Genomic DNA, 24,792 nt, shown 5'->3' with positions numbered 1-24,792 from the left:
GGGCGCCGCCAGTCTGACCGCCTGAACGCTACACACCCTACCTGCCGCGACCTTTGAGCCCCCCCCTTGAGGGACGGGGGCGATGCCGCATCAGCATCAATGTGAAATACTCTAGAGCTGAGCAGCAATCTTGCCGGCCAGTGCGGCCAGTTCGTCATTGTCCGCCTGGTTGCGGCCGTGAGCGCCCATCTCCACCCCTTCAAACATCGGGATGACGTGAAAATGCAGATGGTACACCGTCTGCCCAGCCGCGGCTTCATTGAACTGGGCGACACGAATGCCATCGGCATCGGTGGCGGCCTTGGCTGCTGTGGCGACACGCTGTACCAGCGGCATGACTGCTGACAAGACTGCCGGATCGGCGTCGAGCAGATTGCGCGAGGCCGACTTGGGAATGACCAGGGTATGGCCGCGCGACTGCGGAAAAATGTCCATCATCACTAGGGCGGTCTCGTCTTCATACACCTTGTGAGCGGGGATTTCGCCGCGCAGGATTTTCGCAAAGATATTGGCTGGATCATAGGTCATGGATCACTCCGCTGGCTGGACAATTTCCTGCTGTCCCTTCTGCAAGAATCGAAAACGAAAGTAGTTGAGGACAGCGAGGCCGGTAAAGGTCACCGGCACGTATCGGAAGCCCCGGCGAACAAAGAACAGGGTAATGTTGGCGGCGGTGCTGGCGCTCATGGCGCCTTTGCCCATGGCCGAGGTAAAGGAGGAGGGGACGATATGCCGATAGATCAGCGCATCCGAGCGATAGAAGTCCAGCGCCTTGGCGGCGAAGGCCCGCTTTGAGGCGGAATAGGCCTTGAGCTCGGCCATCCCCATATCGCCGTGAAACTCGACCTCGGAACCCAGCGCCCAGACTTCCGGGGGCGCGAGGCGGGTGTTTCCGACCTCGGTGAAAAGCTCGGTCAGGTCACGGAAGGTGACGAAATTGGCATTCCAGCAATCATCAGTCTTGGCGCCGTGGGCCATGATCAGCACGTCAGCTGTTTCGAGTTTGGCCCGTATGGCCGAGTAGTCGCCCGCGCTGAAGTCGACGCCGGATTTGGCGGTTTCGACAATCGCGCCGGCGCGGGTGAGTTTTTCGACCATGGCCGAGCCGAAGGCACCGCTGGCGCCGGTCACAAGAAATCGACGGCCCTTGATCTGGCAGGTGGTACCGGCCAGCAGATCAAACACATTGGCGAAAGATGAGAAGAAATTGTGCGGATAGACATGATGCATGGCGTGGTAATTGTCGCCGACCCAGAGCAGGTTCTGCTGACCGCCGACGCGGTCCATCGACATGTGATTGTAGTCCAGCCCCTCTTCGCGCAGCGTCATCACCAGCATGACTGTCCGGAGCACGGCCACGGCGGCAATGGGCGGCCAGGGAAAGACCAACAGGAAGATTACTGTTCCGGCCATCGAGGTGAGATACTCGGGCAAGATATGGAACCAGATATTGGCCCGGGCATAGGCCGGGTTGATCTGCATGTCCACACCCAGGAACTTGTGATGAACCCAATGCCAGGACGACAGACGGCGCAGCAGCGGGATCGAGGAACCCTCCCATCGGTGCAGGGTCCAGTGCAGAGCGTCAAACAGTACGGTTGAAGCCACAAACACCAGAGCGGCCTGCAGCACGAAAAAGAAAATATCCAAAATCATGGCAATCTACATAGAGCTCTTGGGTGGTTGGGGAAAGCCACGATCATCGCCGAACCGTGCTAGCGGTCGGTGCGTTCGCCCTTGCGGAACGGAGTGAACTGGTCGAGCAGGTCCTGGTTGCGCTCGACGGACTGGCGTTCGTGCTCAAGATAGTCGGCGACGGCGGCGCGCAATCCTGGATGGGCAAGCCAGTGCACCGAATAGGTTGACGCAGGTGCGTAACCGCGGGCCAGCTTGTGTTCGCCCTGGGCCCCGGCCTCGACCACAGCCAGTTTGTGGGCAATGGCGTAGTCGATGGCCTGATAGTAGCAGAGCTCAAAATGCAGGAAGGGGACGTCACGGGTGCAGCCCCAATTGCGGCCGAAAATCCGGTCTTTGCCGACGAAATTGATGGCACCAGCAATCGGTTCGTCGCCGTCATAGGCCAGCATCAGCACGATGGACTCGGGCATGGTGGCGCTGATGCGCGAGAAGAATTCACGGTTGAGGTAGGGGCGGCCCCATTTGCGGGCGCCAGTGTCCTCATAGAAATCGTAGAAGGCGTCCCAGTGATGTTCCTGCAGATCGGCGCCCGATAGCCATTTGACGGAAAGCCCATCCATAAGTGCGTCGCGGCGTTCGCGGCGTATGGTCTTGCGCTTGCGTGACGACAGGGTCTCGAGAAACTCGTCAAAACTGGCATAGCCATCATTGTGCCAATGGAACTGCGTGTCGACGCGTTTGAGCCAGCCTTCGGCCTCAATTTCATTGGCCTCTGCTTCGGGTACGAAAGTGGCGTGCACCGAGGAGGCATGGCGCTGCAGCGCAAGCTGCTGGGCGGTCGAGAGCAAGGCGGCCCGCACAGATGCGTTTCCCGAGGGTACCAGCAGCTTGGGCGCGGTCGCCGGCGTAAAGGGCACCGAACATTGCAGCTTGGGATAGTAGCTGCCACCGGCCCGTTCCAGCGCGTCGGCCCAGCCATGGTCGAAAACATATTCGCCCATGGAGTGGGATTTGAGAAAGAGCGGCATCAACCCGATGGGTGTCTCATCAGCATCGGACAGAACAATGTGCTGAGGCTGCCAGCCGGTGCTGGCGGTAGCGCAGCCCGATTCTTCCAGCGCCAGAAAAAACGCATGATCAAGAAAAGGATTGTCCACCTTGCCGTCGGTCGAGGGCGCAAGGGCATTCCACACGGCCGCTGGAATGCTGGCAGTGGAGGGATGGACGGTGGCCGTGTATCCGCTATCGGGCAATGTCGGGATTGAAACCTTCGAAGACAATCTGATCCATGTGGGGCCGGGCAGCCTCCGCTGCAACCTTGGACCGAATTGTCCCCGCCGTCACGGGCTTTCCCGGCGCTCGCCAGAACTTGATCGCCGCGTGACGGCAGGAGATGAATTCGAGCCGGGTTGCCCGTGCAGCAGGTGCACCGGACTGTGATGGGCCAAAATGCCTAGACTTCGACTATCGCTTCGATTTCGACGGCGGCGCCGAAGGGCAGGGAGGCCACGCCAAAGGCGGCACGGGCGTGCTTGCCCTTCTCGCCCAGAATGGCGACGAGCAGGTTGGAGCAGCCATTGGCAACCAGATGTTGCTCGGTGAAGTCGGGTGTGGACGCCACCAGAACCGTAACCTTGACGATACGCTTGATGTCCTCAAGCGGGACGCCGGCAGCGTGAACGATCTGGGAGAGGACGTTGAGCGCCGACAGTTCAGCGGCATTGCCACCCTGGACGACATTCATGGTATCGCCGAGCAGTCCGGTGACCACGCCCTGATCATTGGCAGAGATCTGGCCGGAGACGTAGAGCAGATTACCGCTGCGCGCGACCGGCACATAGCTGGCCACGGGTACCTTGGGGGCGGGCAGTTCATAGCCGTACTCGCGGAGTTTTTCGATTGGGCTGGTCATTTGGTCTTGCCTTCAGTTTGGTCGTCGTCCGGTTCTGCCGGCGGCGCCGGCCGAAATTTATAGAGCTTGCCGCGCACCACGGCTTCACGGCCAAAGCGTGTGCGCACTCGATCCACCGCGCGCTCGGCGGCTGCCTTGCGGGCCACTATTGGTTCCAGCAGATCGGCCGGATCGCTGCCATCGGCGGCATCGATACCCGAAACACCGATTCCAATCAGCCGGAAAGCGGTGCCATCCACTTCGCGTTGCAGCAGCGACAGCCCGGTTTCATAAATGACATTGGCAAGCTGGGTCGGGATCATCAAGTGTCGGGCGCGGGTACGCAAGCGGAAACCGGTCGATTTCAGCTTTAGTGTCACCGTATCACCGACGATGTTTTTGGCCTTGAGCCGCTCGGATAGTCGTTCGGTGACCTTGAGCAGTTCGGTGGAGAGGGCATCGAGACTGCTGATGTCGGTGAAAAACGTGGTTTCAGAAGAAACGGTCTTCATTTCACCGTCTGTAGCGATGCGCCTGCTGTCCTGGCCCCGCGACAGGCGGGCGAGCCGGGCGCCGGTTTCGCCATAGCGGCGCATCAGGCGCTCCGGGGGCTCATTCTGCAACTGACCGATGGTGACCAGACCGTCCTTGCGCAGCGTCTCGGCAAGCACTTTGCCCACCCCGTAGATCAGGCTGATGGGTCTTGGTGCCAGAAATTGCAGGGTTTCTGCCACGCCGATCACGGCAAAGCCGCGCGGCTTATCAAGGTCCGAGGCAACTTTAGCCAGAAACTTGTTGTGGCTGAGTCCAACCGAAATCGAGACGCCGATCTCGGTTTCAACGGCGCGGGCGAAACGGGCCAACACCACCGCGGGTGGTGCCTTGTGCAGGGCCTGGGTGCCGGCCATGTCAAGGAAGGCCTCATCGATCGAGATCGGTTCAACCAGTGGGGTCAATGCGTCCATATGGCTGCGGATCTGGCGGCTGACAGCGACATATTTGGCCATGTCAGGCTTGATGATCACGGCATCGGGGCACAGCTCTCGCGCCTTGAACATGGGCATGGCCGAGCGCACGCCCGACTGGCGGGCAATGTAGCAACAGGTTGAAACCACGCCGCGAACGCCGCCGCCGATTATCAATGGCTTGTCGCGCAGGCTGGGATTGTCGCGCTTTTCGACCGAGGCGTAAAAGGCATCGCAATCGACGTGGACGGTGGTGAGGGTAAACAGTTCGGGATGGCTGCGCAGACGGGGTGAGCCGCAACGGGGGCAGCGGTCCAGGTCACGGTCCGCCGTGCCGTATTCGAGACAGTCGCGGCAGAGCCAATCCAGCGCCAATCAATACTCCGTCCGGTTGATCTGATGAAACACCCGCATGAAGTCTTCGGGTGAAATTGCAGAATTTGCGCAGAGGGCGAGCAGAATCGGTTCGTTTGAGGCAAAATAGTCGACGAGGCCGCGTTGCAGGGCTGGCGTGCCGACGGCCTTGCGCAAGGCGTCGGGGTCCAGGCCGGCATGGTGCATGAAGGCCAGTAGCTCTTCTGGGTGCTCGGCGAGGTAGCCCAGGCAAGTATCGGCAAGGGGTGCCAGGGATGAGGTCGCTTTCTCTGGACGGGGCAATACCGGGCTCGTTTGATGATTTGTAAGAGTTTTGATGCTAGCTGAAATGAGCGGCGAAGCGAAGTGCCGCTAGCGCCTAGCGCCGCAAGGAAGGCTCAATGCCCAAGACAGTGATGATCGTTGAAGACAATGAGCTGAACATGAAGCTCTTCAACGACCTGCTCGAATCGCGCGGCTATGCCGTCATCCAGACCCGTAATGGTATGGAAGCGCTTGATCTGGCGCGCGCGCATCACCCCGATCTCATCCTGATGGACATCCAGCTGCCCGAGGTGTCGGGGCTGGTGGTGACCAAGTGGCTCAAGGATGATGACGAACTCGCCCATATTCCGGTGATTGCCGTCACCGCGTTCGCCATGAAGGGTGATGAAGAGCGGATTTTGCAGGGCGGCTGCGAAGGATATATCAGCAAGCCGATCTCGGTACCTCACTTTCTGGAAACTATTGCCCGCTATATTGGCCCGGCCTGATCGCGCAGCGCCGACTATGCACTCTGCCTGATCAGCCCGCTTGATGCCGGTGGTGGACGCTACCGGCCAGCGAACTGGTTTTTGGGGCTTGTAGTGACCGCGCGCGTACTGATTGTAGATGATCTCCCGACCAATGTCCGCTTGCTCGAGGCGCGGTTGAGTGCGGAATACTATGATGTCGTGACGGCGTCCTCGGGGCCGCAGGCATTGGCGATCTGCGACAGCCAGGATATCGACCTTGTGCTGCTCGACGTGATGATGCCCGACATGGACGGGTTCGAGGTCTGCCAGCGCCTGAAAAGCAATCCCCGGACCCAGCACGTGCCGGTACTGATGATCACCGCGCTCGACCAGACCTCGGACCGGGTGCGCGGGCTTGAGGTTGGGGCTGATGATTTCCTGACCAAGCCGGTTGATGACGTGCAACTGATGGCACGGGTCAAAAGCCTCGTACGGCTGAAATCCTTGACCGACGAGCTGCGGGCCCGCGCCATGACGGGGCAGCAGATTGCTGTCGAGGATGCGTTGCGCGCGATGGACAGGATCAACACGGACGGCGGCGTCATCCTGATTGTCGACACCGATCTGCGTCACGCCGAGCGCATCAAGAGCTATCTCACGCCCGAACATGACGTCGACATTCTGACCAATCCGGCCGATGCAGTATTCCAGGTGACTGGCGCGCAGTATGAACTGGCACTGGTGGCGATGTCGCTAACCGAGTTTGATCCGTTGCGGGTGTGCTCGCAAATACGCACGCTGGAGCACACGCGCAATCTGCCGATCATTCTGGTTGCCGATGCCGCCGATAAGCCCAAGGTGGTGCGGGCGCTCGATTTGGGCGTCAATGATGTCATCTCGCGGCCCGTAGAACGCCACGAACTGGCGGCGCGGGTTCGCACCCAGATCCGGCGCCAGCGCTACGCCCTGGAGCTGCGGCAAAGCGTCAACAATACCATGGCGTTGGCGATAACCGATGACATGACCGGCCTCTATAATCGACGGTACTTCGACCGCCATTTGGGCGTGATGCTGAGCAAGGCTCAGGAGCTCAAGCGCGATATGGCGCTGATGATCCTGGACATTGATCACTTCAAGGCGGTCAACGATGGACACGGCCACGATATCGGCGACGCGGTGATCCGCGAGTTCGCAGTTCGCCTGAAGCGTACCATCCGCGGCGTGGACCTTGCCTGCCGATTTGGCGGCGAAGAGTTCGTGGTGCTGATGCCCGATACCGACTTCCGCCAGGCCGAGGCCGTGGCGGAGCGGGTAAGGCAATCGATTGCCGATCGGGGCTTTGAGGTGGGCGGGGCACGCCCGCTCATGGTGACTGTTTCGGCGGGGGTGACGCTCAATGAAAGCGTAACCGACACCCCGGAATCGTTGATAAAACGGGCCGACGTGGCGCTGTATCGCGCCAAGCGCGAAGGCCGTAACCGCGTGGTGTTTGACGCCGCCTGAGCAATCGGTGCAATTGGACGCGTTAGGGTTATCTGTTATAATTAACAAAAGGTTGCTGGCTGCAGAGGCCCGGTTTGCCTTGTGTTTTGGCCGTTCGAGAGTAGGTTGCCCTCAACACCGACATGCCCCGCTACGGGGCGCTGTCGAGGGTTCCCCATGGCTCGTTTCAGGTCCGCCGCAACGCCTGAGACCCGTGGGGCGGTTGGTCCGGACGCGGACAGAGTGGCCTCTTCGACATGCCGCTCCGGACCAGCCACACTGTTGAAACAATTGCAGCACATTACCCGAAATCGCTAGCAGACTGTTAGCACTGGGCGGCGCCTATTACTGCCCGCCGCCAAGGGACAGCAAAAAGCCCCGCATCGCTGATGCGGGGCTTTTGATTTCGCAACGAAACGGCGACCAAATTACTTGATCTTGGCTTCCTTGAATTCAACGTGCTTGCGCACGACCGGGTCGTACTTGCGATACGACAGCTTCTCGGTCTGGGTGCGGGCATTCTTCTTGGTGACGTAGTAAAAGCCAGTATCAGCTGTCGACACGAGCTTGATCTTGACGGAAGCAGCTTTGGCCATTTGGTAGTCCTTCACAAAGCAATCGGCGCCGCGGATTCCCCGGCGCCTGAATTTGGCCGCAACCTACGGATTTGTCGCGGATTGTCAAGGTGACTTTCAGTCCGTCTGGCCGGTACCGAAGCCGTACATGCCATTGGCCCATTGCAGACCGACAATGGCGCCCTTGATCGAGGGCAGCATGGCGAGTGGCAGGATCACGGCGAGCGGGATCATCGTATAGAGATAGGTCAGCGGATTGACGTGCCAGGTCATGTCCATGTGCAGCATGACCGCCACCAGGATGTGGCCAACGATCATGATGGCAATGTAGGGCGGAAAGTCATCGGCGCGGTGCAGGTCGAGCTGCTCGCCGCAGACATCGCAGTTCTCGGCAACCTTGAGATAGGCCCGAAACATCTTGCCCTGGCCGCAATGGGGGCACTTGCAGGTGGTGCCGCGCCACATGGCCTGACCTAGATCACGCTGTTCAACTGTTGCCTTGTCTACCATCAGATTACCTCTTTTTGCGCCCCTTGGCGCCGAACGGCTTAAATGGGCGCTTGTTGCCACGTCTGACAGATGACGGATTGACGCGCGTGCCTTCCGAGAGCAGTTCGAACCGCAGGGCGCCGGCAACCGGGGCTGCCTCCAGCAGCCGGACTGTGACCCGATCACCCAGGGTGAACTTCTCGCCGCCGCGCTCGCCGATCATCGACTGGCGCTCTTCGACATAGCGGTAGTAATCCTGACCCAGGCTTGAGGCGGGAACAAAGCCGTCGGCGCCGGTCTCGAACAGGCGCACAAACAGGCCGGAACGGGTGACGCCGGAAATGCGGCCCTCGAACTTGGCGCCGATCTTGGTGGCGAGGAACTGGGCCAGCAAGCGGTCGGCGGTCTCGCGTTCGGCACGCATGGCGCGGCGCTCGGTGGCCGAAATATGCTGGGCAATGCCGGGCAATTGCAGCATCTCGCGTTCGGTGAGGCCGTCCTCGCCCAGATTGAGCGCCGTGATCAGGGCGCGGTGCACGATCAGATCAGCGTAGCGACGAATGGGGGAGGTAAAGTGCGCGTAGCGGTCGAGATTGAGGCCAAAATGGCCGTAATTCTCGGCATTGTACTCGGCCTGGGCCTGACTGCGCAGCACCATTTCACTGACCTGCTCGACATTGCCGGCCTTGCGTGACTGGGCCAGAATGCCGTTGAAGTCGGTGGCGCGGACGCTGTCGGACTTCTTGATCGCGATCTGCAGTGAGCCGAGGAAATCGCGCAGGGCCTGCAGTTTTTCCGACGATGGCTCATCGTGCACGCGATAGAGCAGGGCGGACTGCTTCTGTTCAAGCGTTTCGGCGGCGGCAACATTGGCAGCAATCATCATTTCTTCGATGAGACGATGGGCCTCCAGCCGCTCTGGCACCCGGATATCGAGAACCATGCCCTTGTCGTCCAGCACGATCTTGCGCTCGGGCAGGTCAAGCTCCAATGGGCCGCGATGGTTGCGGGCATGGACCATGACATCATAGGCAGCGTAAAGCGGGCGCAGAATCGGATCGAGCAGTGGACCGGTCTGCTCGTCAACCTGGCCATCAATGGCGGCCTGGACCTGCTGATAGCTGAGTTTGGCCGCCGAACGCATCAGAATGCGATGAAAGCTGTGGTTGCGCTTGCGGCCATCAGCACCAATCACCATGCGGACGGCCAGGGCGGCACGGGGCACGCCCTGCTTGAGCGAGCACAGTTCATTGGAGATGCGCTCGGGCAGCATGGGAACCACCCGATCGGGAAAGTACACCGAATTGCCGCGCAGATAGGCTTCGCGATCCAACTCCGAACCGGGGTGGACATAGGCTGCGACGTCGGCAATGGCGACGGTGACGATATGGCCTCCAGGATTGGCCGGATCCTGGTCCGGTTCGGCGTAGACCGCGTCGTCATGATCCTTGGCGTCGGCGGGATCGATGGTGATCAACGGCACGTCGCGCCAGTCTTCGCGGCCCTTGAGGTTGGCTTCAGTTGCCGCATCGGCCTCGCGGATCACCGATTGCGGGAACCGGTAGGGGATTTCCAGATTATGGATGGCGATCAGGCTGATGGCGCCTTCAGACATCGGATTGCCGATGACGGCGGTGACCTTGGCGCGCGGGATCATCAGGCGGCCCGAAAGCTTGACCTCGACCTCGACAAGATCGCCATCGGCAGCCGTCAGCAGATCGCCGAGCGGGATGCGCATTTCCTTGAGCTTGCGATCAACCGGCAGCAAGCGCGCGCCGTCATCATCCATGCGGACAATGCCGATCTGCCCGCGACGCGGCTTGTCGAGGATCTTCATCGCCTTGGCGGTGTAAACCGGAATTTCGGCCTCGCCGGCATCGATGCGGGCGAGAATGCGGTCCCCGGGGGCGGGGGCGACGCGCGCATCGCGGCCGCCGAGCACAGTGACGCGCGGCTTTTCGCCTTCCTCCTCGTTCCACTGCGCCGGATAGGCATGGAGGTCATCCGGATCAGCATCGAGGGGGATGTCGAGCACGGTGACATGGGGCAGGGCGGCGGTGCGGCGCAGCGCCTTGCGGGTGCGGGTGATGACACCTTCGCCCTCGAGTTCTGCCAGCATGGCCTTGAACGGGCGGCGCATGTCGCCACGGATGCCGAACATCTGTGCCAAATCGCGCTTGCCCTTGATATCGGGCTGTTTGGCGAGAGCTTCGAGCAATTGTTCCCGTGAGGGCAGGGCATCGGCCGCTGGTTTGCGGGCGCGCTTGGGACCGGAGGAGTTTTTGGGTTTGGTAATTGGAGGCCTGGCCATTGGGTCGTTTTTAATAGGGTATCGCATAGATAGGGCAATCGCGTCGAAATTGCCAATTTTGCCAACATTATGTGAACGGGATCGTTGCGGCCGAGGGCTCACGTTTCGCTGCGGATGCGACTGACATCATCGGCGACATACTGACATCATGCAGGCTCAGATCCGTGATTCTCTGGTTTTCCGATGACCCAAATTCCCTTCTTCGACGGCCACAATGACACCTTGCTCAAGCTGCTGGAGGCCGAGGGGGACAAGACCAGGCTGTTCATCGAGGGCATGCCCGCGGCCGATATCGATCTGCCTCGGGCCAAGGCTGCCGGCATGGTGGGCGGATTCTTTGCCATGTTCCCGCCGCCGGCGAAGAGCAGTGCCGGCGGCGCGGTGTCGGCTTCCGATAGCAAAGGCACGCTGCCACCCGAGCTGGGACTGGCCGATGCGCAAGCCTCGACCTTGGGCATGGCCGCGATCTTGCTGCAGCTCGAGCGTGCAGGGGGGCTGACAATCTGCCGGAGCGCCGCAGATATACGCGCCGCCACGGTTAGGAACACGCTGGCGGCCGTGATGCACATTGAGGGCGCCGAGGCCATCGACACGGATTTTTATGCCCTGGACGTGCTCTATGCGGCCGGGCTGCGCTCAATCGGGCTGGTGTGGAGCCGGGCCAATGCCTACGCCACCGGCGTGCCGTTCCGCTTTCCTTCCGATGCCGAAATCGGACCCGGCCTGAGTGACGCCGGCAAGGCGCTGGTGCGCGAATGCAATCGCCGTGGGGTGATGATCGACCTCTCCCATCTCAACGCCGCCGGGTTCCGCGACGTGGCTGCGCTCAGCGACAAGCCGCTGGTGGCGACCCATTCCAATGTGCATGCGATCTGCGCCAGTTCGCGCAATCTGGTGGATTGGCAATTGGCAGCCATCGCCGAGAGCCGGGGCCTGGTGGGGGTGAACTATGCGGCCGGTTTTTTGCGTCCGGACGGACAATGGCAGAAAGATACTGATCTCGAGGTGATCGTGCGCCATGTTGATGCGCTGATAACAGCCCTGGGGGAAGATGGCGTGGCGCTGGGGTCGGACTTTGACGGCGCCATGGTACCGGCGGCGATGGGTGACGTAACCGGTGTGCCCAAACTGCTGCAAGCCTTGCTCGACAAAGGCTATGGCGAGGCCCTGGTGCGCAAAATCGCGTTGGGCAACTGGCTGGCCATGATCGAACGCACGATCGGCTGATGCGGCGCGCGCCCCCGATCGAATGCGCAATCCAAAGCGGATTTGGCAAGCCCGACCAAGGGATAAGCACTTTACCTTAGCTGCGACAAACAAGCCCTTGAAAAGCCTGAATTTATGGCCATCTTAATGGGGAGCCAAAAGCTCGTTCCCTGTTTGATCAGATTTTGCAGCTTCCGCCGTTATGGGTGAGAAGCCAGGAGGTAAAACATGCCCGCCCTTAGGCTCTGTCAATCGTGTGCTGGACCTCGGCCTCGTGCCGCTGCTCGCTGCCCATGGTGTCTGGCAAGCTACACATCGCCCCGACGTACCCCCGAGCATCTATTTGGGACCGCTGATGGTGAGAAAGGCGTGGCACAGCAGATCTATGTTTCACCGCCGCCGGCGAGCCAATAGCGGGCTCGACGAGCCGGCTTTGCCGGATTGTCAGTCTGCGACCAAACGCCCATCGCTTTGTGCCAGCCAATGGCCATGATGGGCGCGCGGTGTCTGCCGGAAACGACGACACCGCTGGGGCTTGAGCGCTGAACAGCTAGGCGCTCGCCCCGATTTTCCTGACCCACTTGCCCCGGCCATGCGCCGGGGCTTTTTGTATCTGCGCTACGACCGCGCCGACGCGGCGCTAGAACGGAACGTCTTCGTCGGCAACGACCTTGCTTGTCGTGGATTTCTTGGCTGCTGGTTTCTTGGCAGCTGGTTTCTTGGCAGCCGTCTTTTCGGTGGCCGTCGTCTTGGCGGCTGCGGTCTTTTTGGCGGCTGGCTTTTTTGCCGGGGCTTTCTTTTTGGCTGGGGCCTTTTTAATCTTCTTGCCGGTGGCTTCGGCGCGGGCAGCAATCCATTCAACGGCCTGCTCAAGCGTTACCGCCTCAGGCTGGATGTCCTTGGGGATGGTGGCGTTGATCTTGCCCTGATTGACATAGGGGCCATAGCGGCCAGCGCGAACGGTGATCGGACCGTCTTCATGCTCGAAGGTCTGAATAGCCGCCACCGCGCCGGCGCGCTTGAAGCCGCCAGCGGCCTTCTGCGCCAGCAGATCGACGGCGCGATTGAGGCCAACGGTGAACACCTCTTCTATATCGGGAAGATTGGCGTATTTGCCGTCGCACAGGATGAATGGACCATAGCGCCCCAGGCCAGCCGTGATGGGCAGGCCGGTTTCGGGGTGCAGGCCCACATCACGCGGCAGCGAAAGCAGCTTGAGCGCGCCTTCCAGGTTAAGGGTCGCCGCGTCCCAGCCCTTGGGGATGGAACTGCGCTTGGCCTCCTTGCCGCCCGTATCGCCGAGCTGGACATAGGGGCCGAAGCGGCCGGTCTTGAGAAAGACTTCTTCGCCCGATTCCGGATCGGTGCCGAGCACGCCGTCGCCGGCAGCGGCTTCAGGGGACTGGCCACTGGCGGCATCCGAGAGCTGCATGGTGTGCTTGCATTCGGGATAGTTCGAGCAGCCGATAAAGGCGCCGAACTTGCCCAGCTTGAGCGACAGCTGGCCTACTCCACAGGTGGGGCAGAGCCGTGGATCGCCGCCGTCTTCCTTGGGCGGGAAGATGCGGCTGGCCAGGGCGTCGTTGAGGACGTCCAGGACCTCGGAGACGCGCAGATCCTTGATCTCGGTGGTGGCGGCGTGAAAATCCTTCCAGAAGTCGCGCAGCACCTGCTTGTAGTCCAGAGTGCCAGCCGAAATTTCGTCAAGCTGCTCTTCGAGGCCTGCGGTGAAACCGTATTCAACATAGCGATTAAAGAAATTTTCAAGGAAGGCGGTGACAATGCGGCCGCGATCCTCGGGATGCAGGGCCTTGCCCTCAAGGCGGACATAGTCGCGGTCCTTGAGTGTGGTCAGCGTGGCCGCATAGGTGGAGGGCCGGCCGATGCCGAGCTCTTCCATCTTCTTGATCAGGCTGGCTTCGGTATAGCGGCTGGGCGGCTGGGTGAAGTGCTGCTCGATATCGACCGACTGCAGCGCCGGCTTATCGCCCACGGCGAGGGGCGGCAGTTCGCGGCTTTCCTCGTCCGCATCATCGGGCTCGTCGGATTTGACCTCGACACCATAGAGCTTGAGGAAGCCCGAAAAGGTCACCACCGAGCCGACGGCGCGCAGCTCAACAGCGCGACCGGGGACGTTGACGGCGATATCGACCGTAGTGCGGTCAATCTCGGCCGATTTCATCTGGCTGGCCAGGGTGCGGCGCCAGATCAGGCCGTAGAGCTTGGCCTGGTCGGCATCGAGATTGAGGCTCTCGGGGCGCTTGAACATGTCCGTTGGGCGGACGGCCTCGTGCGCCTCCTGTGCGTTCTTGGCCTTGGTCTGGTAGATGCGCGGCTTGTCGGGGAGGTATTCCGCGCCGAAATATTTGCCGATCACCGAGCGGGCCATGGCGATGCCTTCGGGCGCCATCTGCACGGCGTCGGTCCGCATATAGGTAATCAGTCCGTCTTCATAGAGTCGCTGGGCGATCTGCATGGTGCGATTGGGCGACAGGCCCAGGCGCGAGCTAGCGTCCTGCTGCAGGCTCGATGTGGTGAAGGGCGCATAGGGATTGCGCTTGGTCGGCTTCTTGTCGACGGCCGAAACGTTGAACTGGCCGGCTTCGATGAGCTTCTTCAGCTCAGCGGCATGCTCGCCGTCCCTGATGGCCAGCTTGTCTGTCTTCTTGCCATCGACCGAGAGCAGTCGGGCGAGGAAGCTCTTGCCGGACTGGGCCAGCTTGGCTTCCAATGACCAATACTCATCGGGCTTGAACTTTTCGATCTCGGTTTCGCGGTCCGACACCAGGCGCAGGGCGACGGACTGCACGCGACCCGCCGAGCGCGAGCCGGGAAGCTTGCGCCACAGGATGGGCGAGAGGGTAAAGCCGACGAGATAATCGAGGGCGCGGCGGGCCAGATAGGCATCAACCAGCGGCATGTCGATTTCGCGCGGCACCTGCATGGCCGCCAGAATGGCGTCCTTGGTGATAGCGTTGAATAGCACGCGGCGGACGGTGACGCCCTTCTTGATGGCCTTCTTTTGCTGCAGAACATCGAGCACGTGCCAGGAAATGGCTTCGCCTTCGCGATCCGGGTCAGTGGCCAAGATCAGTTCGTCGGCGCCCTTGAGCGCGTTGGCAATGTCGGCAATGCGCTTCCTGGAGGCGGTATCGACCTCCCAGGACATGGCAAAATCCTCGTCCGGGCGGACGGAACCGTCCTTGGCCGGCAGGTCACGGACATGGCCGAAAGAGGCCAGGACGTGGTAGTCCGACCCCAGATATTTGTTGATTGTCTTGGCTTTGGCCGGACTTTCAACGACAACGACCTTCATGGAATACCTGTCCGCAACCGCTTGATGAGAAGTGGCGCAACATGGTGAAGCTGGAACAAAGTGTCAACGGGCACAGTGAGCCAGCCCCGGCCTCCCCGTAGGGGAGAGAAATCTTGCATACAAGCTTGCGGGGGTGCAGACTTGAGTGGTGCGCAGCTCTGCGCCGGATCCATTCACTTGAAAGCGACACTTCTGGCCTGCGCCATTGGCGCAGCAGTCACTTGTCCTTCGGGTCGACCACGAGGAGATATTGCAATGGAATACCGCAAACTCGGTAATAGCGGGGCCGTCGTGTCGGCCTATTGCCTGGGGACAATGACCTTTGGCGCGGAATCGGATGAAGCGACCGCGTTTCAGTTGATGGACGACTATGTCGCGGCCGGCGGCAATTTCATCGATACCGCCAATGTCTATAGCGCCGGGGTGTCCGAAGAGATTGTGGGGCGCTGGCTCAAGAGCAGGCCGGGCGTGTTGCGTGATCTGGTGCTGACCACCAAGGGGCGTTTTCCGATGGGGCAGGGCCCCAACCACCTCGGCCTGTCGCGCAAGAATCTGAGGGAGGCGCTCGATGCCTCGCTAAAGCGGCTGGGGGTGGACCATATCGATCTCTACCAGATGCACGCCTGGGACGCGCTGACGCCCATTGAGGAAACGCTGCGCTTTCTCGATGACGCGATCGGTAACGGCAAGATTGCCTATTACGGGTTTTCCAATTTTCTGGGCTGGCAGCTGACCAAGGCAGTGTGGACCGCCAAGGCCAAGGGCTTTGCACCGCCGGTGACCTTGCAGCCTCAATACAACCTGCTGGTGCGCGACATCGAGCATGAGATCGTGCCGGCGGCGCTCGATGCCGATATCGGCCTGATGCCGTGGTCGCCGCTGGGCGGCGGCTGGCTGAGTGGCAAATACAAGCGCGACCAGATGCCGACCGGCGCGACCCGGCTGGGCGAAGATCCCAAGCGGGGCATGGAGGCATTTGACAAGCGCAATGCCCAACCGATCACCTGGGCGGTGATCGGGGCGGTTGAAGATATCGCCAAGGATCGCAGCGCCAGCATGGCGCAGGTGGCTCTGGCCTGGCTGTCTCAACAGCCCGCCGTGACCTCGGTGATACTGGGCGCGCGCACGACCGACCAGCTCAAGGACAATCTGGGCGCGGCCGACCTGGTGCTGAGCGCGGAAGAAATCGCCACGCTGAGCGATGTTAGCAAGCCGGAAATGAGCGATTATCCCTATGGGGCCGGGGGCATCGGGCAGCGCAACCGCAACATTGAGGGCGGAAGGTAGCGGCCTTTTCCCTTCTCCCCTCAAGGGGAGAAGGTGCCGCGCAGGGCGGATGAGGGGTGAGGCATATCCCGCGAGATCCAAGCGTGGGACACGCAGAACCCCTCACCCTGACATTTCTGCTGAACGCAGTTATGTCGTCACTCTCCCTTAGGGGGCGAGAGGCGGTCCCACCTAGTATCGGAGCGCCACCAGCTGCCCGCTCGACCACTCGATCTGGCCGGCAAGGTCGAGTTCCAGCAGCAGCATTTGCATGGAAGCGGCGCTCAGGCCGGATTGGCGGACCAGTTCGTCGACCTCGATGGGGGTCGGGCCAAGGGCGGCGAGCAGGCGGGATTTGTCGTCGGCGCTGGGCGGCGGCGCATCGGGAGCCAGATCGGGTTCCCAATCGCGGTCGAACAGCGCGCTGCGCGATGGATCGGCGCTGCCCAGGGTTTCGATGATGTCGGCGGCACTGGTGATCAGCTTGGCGCCCTGCTGGATCAGGGCATTACCACCTTCGGCGCGGGGGTCGAGAGGGGAGCCGGGGACAGCGAAGACGTCGCGGTTTTGCTCAAGGGCCAGGCGGGCGGTGATCAGCGAACCGCTGCGTTTGGCCGCTTCGACCACGACAACGCCCAGCGAGAGACCGGAAACCAGCCGGTTACGCCTGGGGAAGTCGCGGGCTCGGGGTTCCCAGCCGAGCGGCATTTCTGTGAGCAGGGCGCCGCCATGGTCGAGAATGGCGTGGGCAAGCGGGATGTTTTCGGCCGGATAGATCCTGTCGAAGCCGCCGGCCAGCACTGCGACAGTGCCAGTGGTGAGCGTGGCCTGATGGGCGGCAGCGTCGATGCCACGCGCCAGGCCGGAGACAATGGTGTAGCCGCGCTCGCCCAGATCGGTGGCCAGCAGGCGTGTCATCTTGACCCCAGCCGCCGAGGCATTGCGGGCTCCAACAATGCCGACGGTGCGCTGCCAATCCAGATTGGGGCCGGCGGCCAGGGTGAGCAGCGGCGGTGCGGCGGGAATATAGCGCAGAAGTGGCGGATAGTCGGGGTCGCTGCTGGCCACAAGGCGGGCGCCATAGCGCGTCAGACCGGCAATCTCGTCTTCAGCCTCGCTCTGGCTGGCGATACGGACCGACTTGCCACTGCGCCGGATCAGGCTGGGCAGGGCCTCCAGCGCGGCCTCGGCCGAACCGAAACGGTTGATCAATTGCCGGAAGGTCGCGGGGCCCACATTTTCCGTGCGGATCAGGCGCAGCCAGGCGAGGCGCTGCGCCGGTGTCAGTCTGGCGGCACCCTGGTCAGGCGCCATCGCTTAGGCCGTCTTTTTCTCGGAGCCGATCTTTGGCTCGGTGCCCTTGATGAGTCGGGCGATGTTGTCCCGGTGCTGGAAGAACAGCAGCAGGGCCATAACGGCGGCAGCACCGGCCAGCCACTCATTGACCACGACATAGGCAAAGATCGGGGCTGTGGCGCCCGCCGTCAGCGCAGCCAGCGAGGAAAATCTACGGGCAAAGGCGATGAACAGCCAGACAGCGCAAAAGATCACGCCAACCGGCCAACTCAGCGCCAGCAGCGAGCCGATGAACACCGCGACGCCCTTGCCACCCTTGAAATTGAGCCAGACCGGGAAGCAATGGCCCAGAAAGGCGCCGATGCCTGCCAGCATGGCTGCCTCTTCGCCCCACAGACCCCGCGCCAGCAGGACGGGCACGGCTGCCTTGGAGGCGTCCAGCAGCAAGGTTGCGGCCGCGATCCAGCGATTGCCGGTGCGCAGTACATTGGTGGCGCCGATATTGCCCGAGCCAATGGTGCGGATATCCCCCAGGCCGGCAGCCCGCGTCAGCAGCAAGCCGAAGGGGATGGAGCCAAAGAGGTATCCCAGCACGACGGCGTAGAGGAGCGGCATCAGGTCAATAGGCATTGGTTTCCCCTCGTCTTTGAAGTGAGAAGTATGCGCAGAGCGGGGGGTGCGGCAAGGGGGCGGAGCCGGACGATGACTGAAAATGGGTGACAAATACCCAGATCGTCACGCTTGGGCTGACCCGAGGGCACTGTACCTCGCCAAGGCGCCGCAAGTGTAGAGCCCTCGAGGCGAGCCCGAGGTTGACGACTGGTGGCTAGGGCTAGCGGGAGCTAAACTACGTGCTCGAACACCGTTTCCCCGCCCACAATGGTGCGCATGACCTTGCCGGCGAGGCGGGCGCCTTCGAAGCTGGTATTGCGCGAGCGGGAGCGGAGTTGCTGCTCGCTGACCTGCCAGGGATATTCCAGATCGAAAAGGATCAGGTCTGCCGGGGCGCCAACGGCGATACGGCCGGCGGCAAGACCAAGAATATCGGCGGGGCGGCTGGTCATGGCGCGCAGCACGGTCAGGATGTCGACATCGCCGGAATGAACCAGGCGCAGCGCAGCCGCGAGCAGGGTTTCCAGCCCGATGGCGCCGTCCGAGGCTTCAGCGAAGGGCTGGCGCTTGACCTCGGTGTCCTGCGGGTCGTGATCGGAATGGATGGTGTCGATCGTGCCGTTGCGCAGGCCTTCGACAATGGCCTGGCGATCATCTTCGGAGCGCAGGGGCGTCGACAGCTTGAAGAAGGTCCGGTAGCGACCGATGTCGTTCTCGTTGAGCGCGAGGTTATTGATGGAAACCCCTGCGGTAACGGACTTGTTACGCTTTTTGGCTGCCGCCACCAGTTCCACTGAGGCGGCGCAGGAGATCTGGGCGGCGTGGTAATTGACGCCAGTCAGTGCGGCCAGTTGCAGATCGCGGGCCAACGGAATGGTCTCGGCCTCACGCGGAATGCCCTTGAGGCCCAGAATGGTGGCGAATAGCCCCTCATTCATCACGCCAGCGCCGGCCAGGTCGGTGTCGCAGAGATGATGGACGAAGATCATTCCATAATTGGCGGCGTAGCTCATGGCCGTACGCAGCATGGCCGGCGACTGGATGGCGTGGCGGCCATCGGTGAGGCAGACGGCACCAGCTTCCTTGAGCAGACCGTACTCTGTCATTTCCGTACCATTGAGGCCCTTGGTGATGGCACCGGCCGGCAGGACGTTGACCCTGGACGTTGCCTTGGCGCGGCGAATGAGGAAATCGACCAGGGCGCCGTCGTCCACCACGGGCGTGGTGTCGGGCATCATCACGAAACTGGTGACGCCGCCGGCAGCGGCGGCATCGCCCGCCGATTGCAAGGTTTCGCGGTATTCCTTGCCGGGCTCACCGGTAAAAACGCGCATGTCGATAAGCCCGGGCGCCAGAATCAAGCCTTTGGCGTTGATGACTTCGGCGCCGTCAGGGACCCCGATCGGCGCACCAATGGCGATTTCAGCGATCAGGCCATCTTCGATCAGTACCGCGCCCTGACTGTCAGTGCCGGAGGCAGGATCAACAATGCGGGCGTTTTCAATGAGCATCGGGCGGCTTACGGGAGTGCTCATGGTTCATTCCTCGACGGCAACAGGGCATCGAGCACGGCCATGCGCACGGCAACGCCCATTTCCACCTGATCGGTAATGACCGAGGCGGGGCCATCGGCAATGGCGGGGTCGATCTCGACGCCGCGATTCATCGGGCCGGGATGCATGACGATGGCGTCGGGCTTGGCGTAGCTGAGCTTTTCGGCATCCAGACCATAGAAGCGATAATATTCGCGCACCGAAGGGATCATGCGGCCCTGGGCGCGTTCGTGCTGCAGGCGCAGCATCATCACCACATCGGCACCGGCCAGACCTTCGCGCATATCGGTGAAGACTTCGCTTGCCAGGTGTTCAATGCCGACAGGCAAAAGATTTCGTGGGGCAATGACGCGGGTGCGCACATTGAGCGCGCCGAGCAGCAAGAGATTGGATCGAACGACGCGGGAATTGGCAATGTCGCCGCAAATGGCGACTGTCAGGCCGGAAATGCGGCCCTTGTGATTGCGGATGGTCAGGGCATCGAGCAGGGCCTGGGTAGGGTGCTCGTGGGCACCGTCGCCGGCATTGATCACGGCGCAGCCGACCTTCTGGCTGAGCAGTTCCACCGCGCCCGCCGCTCCGTGGCGCACGACGATGACGTCGGGGCGCATGGCGTTGAGCGTGGTGGCGGTATCGACCAGGGTTTCGCCCTTGGATACCGAACTGGATTTCACCGACATGTTCATCACCAGTGCACCGAGGCGCTTGCCGGCGATTTCAAACGATCCCTGGGTGCGGGTGGAGGGTTCAAAGAACAGATTGATCTGCGTCTTGCCAGTCAGGGTGGGGTGGCTTTTGCGCTCCTGGCGCGACACCGGCACCATGGCTTCGGCACGATCGAGCAACTGGATGATCTCGTGCTGCTGCAAATCGGCAATCGAGAGCAGATGGCGCTGGTTGAAAGGGGGAAAATCGCCAGATGAGCTGGCGGATGACGTCGAGGTTGTGCTGGCGCGAGCTTGGGCCATACGCTCCCATTCCCTATGATTTGACGCGGTGTAGCGGAGGGGCGCGCGCGGTTCAACTTTTTGTTGAGTTTTCCCGACGCAACGCGCCACGATCAGGCGTGGCGCAATCGGTCCAGCGCGCCCTGGAGAATATAGCTGGCGGCCAGCTTGTCGACGACTTCGGCGCGGCGGTCGCGGCGCATATCGGCCTCGATCATCATGCGGGTGACGGCGCTGGTGGACAGGCGCTCATCCCAGAAGGCGATGGGCAGGGCGATGCGCTGGGCCAGGCTGCGGGCAAAGGCGCGGGTGGACTGCACGCGGGGACCCTCGGAGCCGTCCATATTGAGCGGCAGGCCCAGAATGATCGCGACGATGGCGTTCTCGGCGATCAGCTGATCGAGACGGATGGCGTCGGCCGTGAATTTGGTGCGCTTGATGGTTTCGAGCGGGGTGGCCGAATAGCGCATGCCATCCGAAACGGCCACGCCAATGGTCTTGCTGCCCAGATCGAGGCCCAGAATCCTACCCGTTGCGGGAATCGCCGCCAGTGGATTGGCGTATTCTACCGCCTCGTGCTGGCTCTGATCGGGGCTGTCTTCAGTCATGGAGTGCTCACTTGCCACAATGGTGTCGTCCTATAGGGTGCGGCGGCATTTGGCGACTGGAAAGCGGCGATGAAACTGACCTGGTTTGGCGGCACCACGCTGCGTATCCACATTGGCGGGGTGATTCTGGTTCTCGATCCGGCGGGCGCGCCGGCGGGGATCGACGCGGCGGAGCTGGTATCGGGCGCCGATCAGGTGGTGCGTAATTTTGGCGCGGATCTGCCCGTGCTCGATACGCAAGGTTGGCGACCGCGTCAGCCGCAGCGGCTGATTGACGACGGGGTGGAACTGCCGCCGGTAAAATGCTGGTTGGCGGGACCGGATGCCGTGCTGGTGGACGCCATGGGCGAAGCGCCGCTCTTGCTGGTCCGGGGCGCTGTGCCGGCTTTGGGGCGCTGGGCGGAAGGCGCAGTGGTGGTGGTGTTTGGTAGCGGCGCCGGGCTCAGCGCGATCGGCATGGCGGTGCTGGCCGCACGGGCACCGCGCCTGCTGGCACTGGCCGGGGACGAGGCGGCGGTGGATCAGGCCATCCCGATCCTGCGTGACGGGCTGGATGGATCGGGGCTGGTGGCGTTGGAGGCTGGGCTGGCGCTGGAAATCTGATCGGGCGCGTCAGCCATTTTCATTGTCTTTTTGGCTGCGTGGTTGCTAATGAAGCGGCAATAGCGATCCTTGCAGCCTATCCTTGTGGAGTTAGTCATGTCCGTCGACGCCAAGACCGTTAAGCGCATAGCGAGCCTGGCGCGCATCCGCATCGAAGAGGATGAGGTTGCCGCCTATCAGGGCGAGCTCAATGCGATTCTGGGTTTCATCGAGCAGCTCGGCGAAGTCGATGTCGAGGGCGTTGATCCGATGACCTCGGTGATGCCGATGACTCTGCGGCTGCGCGAAGACGTGGTCACTGACGGAGATTATGCCGACAGGGTGGTGGTCAATGCGCCGCTGAGCGAAGACAATTTCTTCATGGTGCCCAAGGTGATCGAATAGATGAGCATCAGCATCGCCATCGAAACGGCGTTGCAGGATGATGTGCGGGGCCTGGTGGCCCAGCTCAATGACCATCTGCTGCCGCTATCGCCGCCAGACTTCCAGTTCAAGATGACCGTCGAGCAGATGGCGGGGGCCGATACGAGCGTGTTCGTGGCGCGTGACGCGGCGGGACGGCCGGCGGGCATGGGGGCGCTCAAGGTGCATTCGGCGGCACTGGGCGAGGTCAAGCGCATGTTCACGCTGCCCGAAATCCGTGGCCAGCGCGTTGGTTCGGCCCTGCTGGCGGAGATTGTGGCGCTGGCTCGGGAGAAGCATTTGTCCATGCTAATGCTGGAAACCGGCACCGGTCCTGGATTTGACGGGGCGCATCGGCTTTACAGCCGCAGTGGCTTTGTGGCTCGCGGACCGTTTCTGGACTATCCTGACAGCGCGTGGTCGGCATTTTTCGAAATGTCGCTCAGCGTGCCGCAACCGGCCTAAGCCAAACCAAAGACGAGCAAACTCAATCGGCGCGATTGCGCCACCCCGCTACGACCTTTCTGAGCGAGATCTGTTTTGACTGACCTGACCAAACTGAGCCTGGCCGCTGCCCGCAAGGGCCTCATCGACAAGAGCTTCACCTCGAGCGAATTGACCGGGGCGTATCTGGGCGCGATCGAAAAGGCCAATCCGAGCCTGAACGCCTATGTGGCGGTCACGGGGGAGCAGGCACTGGGCATGGCCAAGGCGAGCGACGCCAAGCTGGCGCAGGGGCAGGGCGGGGCGCTGGAAGGCATTCCGCTGGGAATCAAGGATCTGTTTGCCACCAAGGGCGTGCACACCCAGGCAGCCAGCCATATTCTGGATGGCTTCAAGCCGGAGTATGAATCAAGCGTCACCGCCAATCTGTGGCGCGACGGCGCGGTGATGCTGGGCAAGTTGAACATGGACGAGTTCGCTATGGGCTCGTCCAACGAGACCAGCTATTACGGCAATGTGATCAACCCGTTCCGCGCGACAGGCAGCAATGCCAATCTGGTGCCGGGTGGCTCCTCGGGTGGTTCGGCGGCCGCTGTTTCGGCCTGGCTGTGCGCTGGCGCTACGGCGACCGATACTGGCGGGTCGATCCGCCAGCCGGCAGCGTTCACCGGCACGGTCGGCATCAAGCCAACCTATGGTCGCTGCTCGCGCTGGGGCACAGTGGCGTTTGCTTCCTCGCTCGATCAGGCCGGCCCGATAGCGCGCACCGTTGAAGATGCGGCGCTGATGTTGACCTCGATGGCCGGTTTCGACGTCAAGGATTCCACCAGTGTTGACGTGGCCGTGCCCGATTTTGCCGCTGCCGTTGAGCGCGGCGTCAAGGGTCTGACCATTGGCGTGCCGCGCGAATATCGTCAGGATGGCATGCCCGCCGAGATTGAACAGCTGTGGCGCCAGGGCCTCGACTGGCTGCGCGCCGAAGGGGCCACGGTCAAGGATATCAGTCTGCCGCACACCAAATACGCGCTACCAGCCTATTACATCGTGGCACCCGCCGAAGCCTCGTCCAATCTGGCGCGCTATGACGGCGTCAAGTACGGCCTGCGCGTCACCGGCAAGGACATCACCGACATGTATGAACTGACCCGCGCCGCCGGGTTCGGCCGCGAGGTGAAGCGCCGCATCATGATCGGCACCTATGTGCTGTCGGCCGGCTATTTCGACGCCTATTACGTCAAGGCGCAGAAAGTGCGGACGCTGATCAAGAAAGATTTCGAGGACGCCTTCCAGGCCGGCGTCGACGCCATCCTGACGCCAGCCACGCCCTCGGCGGCGTTTGGCATTGGCGACGAGGCCATGGCCAATGATCCGGTCAAGATGTACCTCAACGACATTTTCACCGTGACAGTGAACATGGCGGGGCTGCCGGGCATTGCCGTTCCGGCAGGCAAGGATGGTCAGGGCTTGCCCCTGGGACTGCAGTTGATCGGCAAGCCGTTCGATGAGGAAACGCTGTTTGCCGCCGCGCGCGTCATCGAACGCAGCGCCGATATGGACTTTTCCCCCAAGCCCTGGTGGTAGCCCCGCTGGCCGGCGCTACTTGATTGCTGCGCCGATCCGCATTATTTGCCGCCTATGCACAAATTGAAACTGGTTGTGACACCGTCGGGTACGGCGTCCGGGCCGACAAGAGTATCTTCGATGGCCACTGACATTTTTACCTCCCAGGACTGGTCCGAACCGCCCAAGGACCTGAGCATGCCGCTCCAGGCGATGTGGTGGCTCAAGAAGGGGGAGTTGCGCGTGGGTCCGGAATGGGAGCAGGCGCACAATATCGTTCAGTCGATGGAAGGTGTGGCGGCGTTTGACTGGGTGCATGCGCTGATGCACTGGATCGAGGCCGATATGGGCAATGCCGATTACTGGTATCGCCGCGCTGGCAAGAAGCGCGCTACCGCCAGCGTCGCCAGTGAATGGGAACACATCGCCGCGGCGCTGAGCGGCGTCACCAAGCACTAATCCCCGATTGTCAGGCCCACGGGTGGGCCTCATGCTTTTGCGAGCCATTTTCGCCATTGACCCCTCCCCACAAGGGGGAGG

Annotated in this window: 24 protein-coding genes; 9 read left to right on the top strand and 15 right to left on the bottom strand. The window is 61.9% G+C overall.

Going from position 1 to position 24,792, the window contains the following annotated elements; translation table 11 throughout:
* Positions 1 to 111: 111 nt before the first annotated feature.
* From ABFY71_RS00525 to ABFY71_RS00500, 6 genes are all read right to left on the bottom strand, one after another.
* On the bottom strand, positions 112 to 528 hold the full coding sequence (locus ABFY71_RS00525) for an HIT family protein (protein WP_347944219.1): 417 nt from the start codon (positions 526 to 528) through the stop codon (positions 112 to 114).
* Positions 529 to 531: 3 nt separating this feature from the next.
* The gene (locus tag ABFY71_RS00520) at positions 532 to 1,656 is read right to left on the bottom strand and encodes a hypothetical protein (protein ID WP_347944218.1); all 1,125 of its coding nucleotides are present in this window, start codon (positions 1,654 to 1,656) and stop codon (positions 532 to 534) included.
* A gap of 59 nt (positions 1,657 to 1,715) precedes the next feature.
* Complete coding sequence (locus ABFY71_RS00515; RefSeq protein WP_347944217.1) at positions 1,716 to 2,918, bottom strand: GNAT family N-acetyltransferase; 1,203 nt, start codon at positions 2,916 to 2,918, stop codon at positions 1,716 to 1,718.
* Positions 2,919 to 3,091: 173 nt separating this feature from the next.
* The gene (locus ABFY71_RS00510) at positions 3,092 to 3,550 is read right to left on the bottom strand and encodes a RidA family protein (RefSeq protein WP_305578079.1); all 459 of its coding nucleotides are present in this window, start codon (positions 3,548 to 3,550) and stop codon (positions 3,092 to 3,094) included.
* Positions 3,547 to 4,869 carry a DNA polymerase IV gene (locus ABFY71_RS00505; RefSeq protein WP_431021488.1) on the bottom strand — a complete coding sequence of 441 codons (1,323 nt, stop codon included), beginning with the start codon at positions 4,867 to 4,869 and terminating at the stop codon, positions 3,547 to 3,549. Before ABFY71_RS00505 ends, ABFY71_RS00510 begins: the two co-directional genes overlap by 4 nt.
* Positions 4,870 to 5,151, bottom strand: coding sequence for a DUF3572 family protein (locus ABFY71_RS00500; RefSeq protein ID WP_305578077.1), 282 nt, complete (start codon positions 5,149 to 5,151; stop codon positions 4,870 to 4,872).
* Between the two features lie 98 nt (positions 5,152 to 5,249).
* Between ABFY71_RS00500 and ABFY71_RS00495 the strand changes: the two genes are divergently transcribed.
* Both ABFY71_RS00495 and ABFY71_RS00490 read left to right on the top strand, forming a co-directional pair.
* A complete protein-coding gene (locus ABFY71_RS00495) occupies positions 5,250 to 5,621 on the top strand; it encodes a response regulator (protein WP_108459298.1) in 372 nt (123 codons plus the stop codon).
* A gap of 93 nt (positions 5,622 to 5,714) precedes the next feature.
* On the top strand, positions 5,715 to 7,085 hold the full coding sequence (locus ABFY71_RS00490) for a PleD family two-component system response regulator (RefSeq protein WP_347944216.1): 1,371 nt from the start codon (positions 5,715 to 5,717) through the stop codon (positions 7,083 to 7,085).
* 407 nt (positions 7,086 to 7,492) lie between these two features.
* Here the strand turns inward: ABFY71_RS00490 and rpmG are convergent, their stop codons facing one another.
* The 3 genes from rpmG to rnr all read right to left on the bottom strand — a co-directional run bounded on the left by rpmG (position 7,493) and on the right by rnr (position 10,439).
* Positions 7,493 to 7,660, bottom strand: a complete 168-nt coding sequence (rpmG, locus tag ABFY71_RS00485; RefSeq protein WP_305578073.1) for a 50S ribosomal protein L33 — start codon at positions 7,658 to 7,660, stop codon at positions 7,493 to 7,495.
* 96 nt (positions 7,661 to 7,756) lie between these two features.
* Positions 7,757 to 8,149: a DUF983 domain-containing protein gene (locus tag ABFY71_RS00480; RefSeq protein WP_305578071.1), complete on the bottom strand. Its 393-nt coding sequence runs from the start codon at positions 8,147 to 8,149 to the stop codon at positions 7,757 to 7,759.
* A 4-nt stretch (positions 8,150 to 8,153) separates the two neighbouring features.
* Positions 8,154 to 10,439 carry a ribonuclease R gene (gene rnr / locus ABFY71_RS00475; RefSeq protein ID WP_347944215.1) on the bottom strand — a complete coding sequence of 762 codons (2,286 nt, stop codon included), beginning with the start codon at positions 10,437 to 10,439 and terminating at the stop codon, positions 8,154 to 8,156.
* 183 nt (positions 10,440 to 10,622) lie between these two features.
* Here rnr and ABFY71_RS00470 point away from each other — a divergent pair, with 183 nt between their 5' ends.
* Entirely contained in the window at positions 10,623 to 11,666 is a 1,044-nt protein-coding gene (locus ABFY71_RS00470) for a dipeptidase (protein ID WP_347944214.1), read from the top strand.
* 619 nt (positions 11,667 to 12,285) lie between these two features.
* Here ABFY71_RS00470 and topA read toward each other — a convergent pair.
* Entirely contained in the window at positions 12,286 to 14,961 is a 2,676-nt protein-coding gene (gene topA, locus ABFY71_RS00465; RefSeq protein ID WP_347944213.1) for a type I DNA topoisomerase, read from the bottom strand.
* Between the two features lie 255 nt (positions 14,962 to 15,216).
* Here topA and ABFY71_RS00460 point away from each other — a divergent pair, with 255 nt between their 5' ends.
* Positions 15,217 to 16,248 carry an aldo/keto reductase gene (locus ABFY71_RS00460; protein ID WP_347944212.1) on the top strand — a complete coding sequence of 344 codons (1,032 nt, stop codon included), beginning with the start codon at positions 15,217 to 15,219 and terminating at the stop codon, positions 16,246 to 16,248.
* Positions 16,249 to 16,419: 171 nt separating this feature from the next.
* On the opposite strand, the gene dprA is transcribed toward ABFY71_RS00460, so the two are convergent.
* The 5 genes from dprA to ruvX form a co-directional block, all read right to left on the bottom strand.
* The gene (gene dprA / locus ABFY71_RS00455; RefSeq protein ID WP_347944211.1) at positions 16,420 to 17,541 is read right to left on the bottom strand and encodes a DNA-processing protein DprA; all 1,122 of its coding nucleotides are present in this window, start codon (positions 17,539 to 17,541) and stop codon (positions 16,420 to 16,422) included.
* Positions 17,542 to 17,544: 3 nt separating this feature from the next.
* On the bottom strand, positions 17,545 to 18,153 hold the full coding sequence (gene plsY / locus ABFY71_RS00450; RefSeq protein WP_305577684.1) for a glycerol-3-phosphate 1-O-acyltransferase PlsY: 609 nt from the start codon (positions 18,151 to 18,153) through the stop codon (positions 17,545 to 17,547).
* A 212-nt stretch (positions 18,154 to 18,365) separates the two neighbouring features.
* Complete coding sequence (gene pyrC / locus ABFY71_RS00445; protein WP_347944210.1) at positions 18,366 to 19,670, bottom strand: dihydroorotase; 1,305 nt, start codon at positions 19,668 to 19,670, stop codon at positions 18,366 to 18,368.
* A complete protein-coding gene (locus ABFY71_RS00440; protein ID WP_305577688.1) occupies positions 19,667 to 20,656 on the bottom strand; it encodes an aspartate carbamoyltransferase catalytic subunit in 990 nt (329 codons plus the stop codon). The genes pyrC and ABFY71_RS00440 overlap by 4 nt, the downstream gene beginning before the upstream one ends.
* A 92-nt stretch (positions 20,657 to 20,748) precedes the next feature.
* Positions 20,749 to 21,243, bottom strand: coding sequence for a Holliday junction resolvase RuvX (gene ruvX, locus ABFY71_RS00435; protein WP_347944209.1), 495 nt, complete (start codon positions 21,241 to 21,243; stop codon positions 20,749 to 20,751).
* Positions 21,244 to 21,312: 69 nt separating this feature from the next.
* Here ruvX and ABFY71_RS00430 point away from each other — a divergent pair, with 69 nt between their 5' ends.
* The 5 genes from ABFY71_RS00430 (at position 21,313) to ABFY71_RS00410 (ending at position 24,711) form a co-directional block, all read left to right on the top strand.
* Complete coding sequence (locus ABFY71_RS00430) at positions 21,313 to 21,846, top strand: hypothetical protein (RefSeq protein ID WP_347944208.1); 534 nt, start codon at positions 21,313 to 21,315, stop codon at positions 21,844 to 21,846.
* Between the two features lie 96 nt (positions 21,847 to 21,942).
* On the top strand, positions 21,943 to 22,230 hold the full coding sequence (gene gatC, locus ABFY71_RS00425) for an Asp-tRNA(Asn)/Glu-tRNA(Gln) amidotransferase subunit GatC (RefSeq protein WP_347944207.1): 288 nt from the start codon (positions 21,943 to 21,945) through the stop codon (positions 22,228 to 22,230).
* Entirely contained in the window at positions 22,231 to 22,713 is a 483-nt protein-coding gene (locus ABFY71_RS00420) for a GNAT family N-acetyltransferase (protein WP_347944206.1), read from the top strand. It abuts the gene before it with no gap.
* A 75-nt stretch (positions 22,714 to 22,788) separates the two neighbouring features.
* On the top strand, positions 22,789 to 24,273 hold the full coding sequence (gatA, locus tag ABFY71_RS00415; protein WP_347944205.1) for an Asp-tRNA(Asn)/Glu-tRNA(Gln) amidotransferase subunit GatA: 1,485 nt from the start codon (positions 22,789 to 22,791) through the stop codon (positions 24,271 to 24,273).
* A 120-nt stretch (positions 24,274 to 24,393) separates the two neighbouring features.
* Entirely contained in the window at positions 24,394 to 24,711 is a 318-nt protein-coding gene (locus ABFY71_RS00410) for a hypothetical protein (RefSeq protein WP_305579737.1), read from the top strand.
* Positions 24,712 to 24,792 lie beyond the last annotated feature (81 nt).

Origin of the sequence: Devosia alba (assembly GCF_039938915.1) — a bacterium.
Lineage (GTDB): Bacteria > Pseudomonadota > Alphaproteobacteria > Rhizobiales > Devosiaceae > Devosia > Devosia alba.
This window is presented reverse-complemented; position numbering and strand designations above follow the sequence as displayed.

Bases quoted from the DNA above. Each gene is read 5' to 3' on its own strand.
- ABFY71_RS00510 (WP_305578079.1), bottom strand. From the start codon at position 3,550: ATGACCAGCCCAATCGAAAAACTCCGCGAGTACGGCTATGAACTGCCC.
- ABFY71_RS00410 (WP_305579737.1), top strand. From the start codon at position 24,394: ATGGCCACTGACATTTTTACCTCCCAGGACTGGTCCGAACCGCCCAAG.
- ABFY71_RS00520 (WP_347944218.1), bottom strand. From the start codon at position 1,656: ATGATTTTGGATATTTTCTTTTTCGTGCTGCAGGCCGCTCTGGTGTTT.
- rnr (WP_347944215.1), bottom strand. From the start codon at position 10,439: ATGGCCAGGCCTCCAATTACCAAACCCAAAAACTCCTCCGGTCCCAAG.
- dprA (WP_347944211.1), bottom strand. From the start codon at position 17,541: ATGGCGCCTGACCAGGGTGCCGCCAGACTGACACCGGCGCAGCGCCTC.
- gatC (WP_347944207.1), top strand. From the start codon at position 21,943: ATGTCCGTCGACGCCAAGACCGTTAAGCGCATAGCGAGCCTGGCGCGC.
- plsY (WP_305577684.1), bottom strand. From the start codon at position 18,153: ATGCCTATTGACCTGATGCCGCTCCTCTACGCCGTCGTGCTGGGATAC.
- ABFY71_RS00420 (WP_347944206.1), top strand. From the start codon at position 22,231: ATGAGCATCAGCATCGCCATCGAAACGGCGTTGCAGGATGATGTGCGG.
- ABFY71_RS00480 (WP_305578071.1), bottom strand. From the start codon at position 8,149: ATGGTAGACAAGGCAACAGTTGAACAGCGTGATCTAGGTCAGGCCATG.
- ABFY71_RS00470 (WP_347944214.1), top strand. From the start codon at position 10,623: ATGACCCAAATTCCCTTCTTCGACGGCCACAATGACACCTTGCTCAAG.
- ABFY71_RS00525 (WP_347944219.1), bottom strand. From the start codon at position 528: ATGACCTATGATCCAGCCAATATCTTTGCGAAAATCCTGCGCGGCGAA.
- topA (WP_347944213.1), bottom strand. From the start codon at position 14,961: ATGAAGGTCGTTGTCGTTGAAAGTCCGGCCAAAGCCAAGACAATCAAC.
- ABFY71_RS00495 (WP_108459298.1), top strand. From the start codon at position 5,250: ATGCCCAAGACAGTGATGATCGTTGAAGACAATGAGCTGAACATGAAG.
- ABFY71_RS00440 (WP_305577688.1), bottom strand. From the start codon at position 20,656: ATGGCCCAAGCTCGCGCCAGCACAACCTCGACGTCATCCGCCAGCTCA.
- ABFY71_RS00460 (WP_347944212.1), top strand. From the start codon at position 15,217: ATGGAATACCGCAAACTCGGTAATAGCGGGGCCGTCGTGTCGGCCTAT.
- rpmG (WP_305578073.1), bottom strand. From the start codon at position 7,660: ATGGCCAAAGCTGCTTCCGTCAAGATCAAGCTCGTGTCGACAGCTGAT.
- ABFY71_RS00430 (WP_347944208.1), top strand. From the start codon at position 21,313: ATGAAACTGACCTGGTTTGGCGGCACCACGCTGCGTATCCACATTGGC.
- pyrC (WP_347944210.1), bottom strand. From the start codon at position 19,670: ATGAGCACTCCCGTAAGCCGCCCGATGCTCATTGAAAACGCCCGCATT.
- ruvX (WP_347944209.1), bottom strand. From the start codon at position 21,243: ATGACTGAAGACAGCCCCGATCAGAGCCAGCACGAGGCGGTAGAATAC.